The 2103-nt window shown below is 61.7% G+C and carries 2 protein-coding genes; both read left to right on the top strand.

All coding sequences use genetic code 11. The features are described from left to right. Positions 1-674 (top strand): FAD-dependent monooxygenase (locus tag OXG98_10190; protein MCY3772373.1); only part of this gene is annotated, 674 nt, incomplete at its 5' end. Positions 675-1176: 502 nt separating this feature from the next. After that, complete coding sequence (locus OXG98_10195) at positions 1177-1824, top strand: TetR/AcrR family transcriptional regulator (GenBank protein ID MCY3772374.1); 648 nt, start codon at positions 1177-1179, stop codon at positions 1822-1824. Positions 1825-2103 lie beyond the last annotated feature (279 nt).

The raw sequence follows: 2103 nt of genomic DNA on the forward strand, positions 1-2103 counted from the left end.
GCATGGGCAACAACCTCGGGTTTGCGGGCATCCGCAACCTGACCTGGAAGCTGGCCTTTGTGCTGAAAGGGTTTGCCCCGGCCGAGATTCTCGACACCTACGAGCCCGAGATGAGGCCCTGCGCCCTGGTGCGCATCGACACGGGCGTGAGAACCACCGAGTACATGGCGCGGATCTTCGCGGCTTTCTACGCTGGCGAAGACAGGACGCAGGCCATTCGCGACACGCAACAGTACGCCGATTACGATGGGGTGGTACTCGGCTTCGAGCACAAGTCCTCACTGATTGCCGAGAACAGCGAGCCGCCGCCCGCCACCGACAATCCGACCATCGACTTCGTGACGGCCGTTCGTGCCGGTCGCCGCGCCCCGCATGTCTGGGTGGATGAGGCCAAGGGACAGTCCGTGATCGACTGGTTCGGCCTGGAATACGTGCTGGTCGCCGGTGCTTCGGTCGGGCTTTGCCGCTGGTCGTTGGCGGTAGATGATGTACGCGCACAAGCCTGCTTTCCGATCTGCGTGCGGCAACTGCCGCAAGAGAATGTCGCCCCCTATGAGGCCCAGGCGCTCGCATTGGTGCGGCCGGACGGCATCATTGCGGATGTCTGGACCGAGACTGACGTGTTGGACGGTGACGTCGAGTCCCGGTTGCGCAAGTATCTGCCGTTGTCGTAAACGCCAACAGGCGCTTTCCGACAGCGCGCGGTATCCCATACACGCACGCTACCAAACCGGCGATTCCCGTTAACGGCCGGCAACCTCGATTACGCTCCCAGGATTTTTGGCATGGCCGAAGACGTCAGTTCGGCTCAATGCTCGGCTGTATCCGTGCTCGACGGGAATTGTTAACGCAACCAGCGTCCCGGACCCAAATGGGCCCCCGGCTCACGTTGTGGACAAGCCCAATCGGTGTTCGGTGTCGTTGTACCATCGACGACCCCGCCCGTCTGCCTTGGCCGATCTCAACCCGGCGTTTTCTTCCCGGAAAGTGCGCATCGGGCGTGGCCGGTCGATCCCCGACCGACGGACTCCGATCAACCCGCAGGTGCCTTGCCCCCAACCGTGCGGTGACCTCGCGACAGGGCGGCTTCCCACGTACCGGGCCGGGGTCGGACCAACTGAAATTGGCAAGCGGGCGGCGGTCGCGATAGCCTTACGGCAGCAAGGGGAATGATCGATGAACGAGGCGCACGCCGCCAGATACACCAAAAGCAAGGACATCCGGCGCCGCCGGATCGTGCGCAAAGCCCAACAGGTCCTCTCCGACGGCCCGCATGCCCTGAACTACAGGAAGCTCGCCCACGCTGCCCGAGTGACCGTCCCGACCATCTACAACCTGGTCGGCAACAAGGAAACCCTGTACAGGGCCCTGTCTCACGAGATCCTGGACGCCATCGAAAACGAAATGCTGCGCGGGGAGTCGGACGACCCGCTGGAACAGCTGCTCGCGCCAACCCACACCATTCTCCGTCTGGTTTCCAAGAGGCCCGACACCGTGCGGGCCGGGTACATCGCATTCGATGAACTCTATCGGAACTCGAACCGGAGCGCCCACTACGAGGTGCGCAAGCGAAGGGTTGGCCTTCAGAAGCGGGCTACCCAACCACTCATCGCGGCGAACCTTCTACGGGGCGAGGTGCCGACCAGAGTGCTGGAGTCCCTTCTGTCGCAGAGCGCCACACAGAACGGGAGGGACTGGGCGTTCAAAGTGGTATCGGCGCAACAGCTTCGCCGCAATCTGTTGATCGGCGTCTACACCGTGCTGCTGAGCGATGCGACCCCCGTTCTCCGCTCCCGGATCGTCGATCTCATGAACGGGCTTTAAAGGCGCGTACCACGCGCAATTCCCGAGACGTCCGCGAGCAACCGGCTCGCAACCCCCCTTACCACTCCCTTTGGTTAGTTACGGTTACTCCGCCAAGAATATATTGATGTGTAAACTTTCATTACGTACAATTCTTGGCCAAGAGAAATGGTCGCATTGATGGCGCCGTCCCGACCTGCAGGACGATCTTGGCGGTTTCTCGAATGGGGTGATCGACGGTTCGCGACCGTCAACGACATAAGGAGAGAAATCATGCGCAAATGTTGGCTCAGCGTGCTG

Source organism: Gemmatimonadota bacterium (genome assembly GCA_026706345.1).
GTDB lineage: Bacteria > JAAXHH01 > JAAXHH01 > JAAXHH01 > JAAXHH01 > JAAXHH01.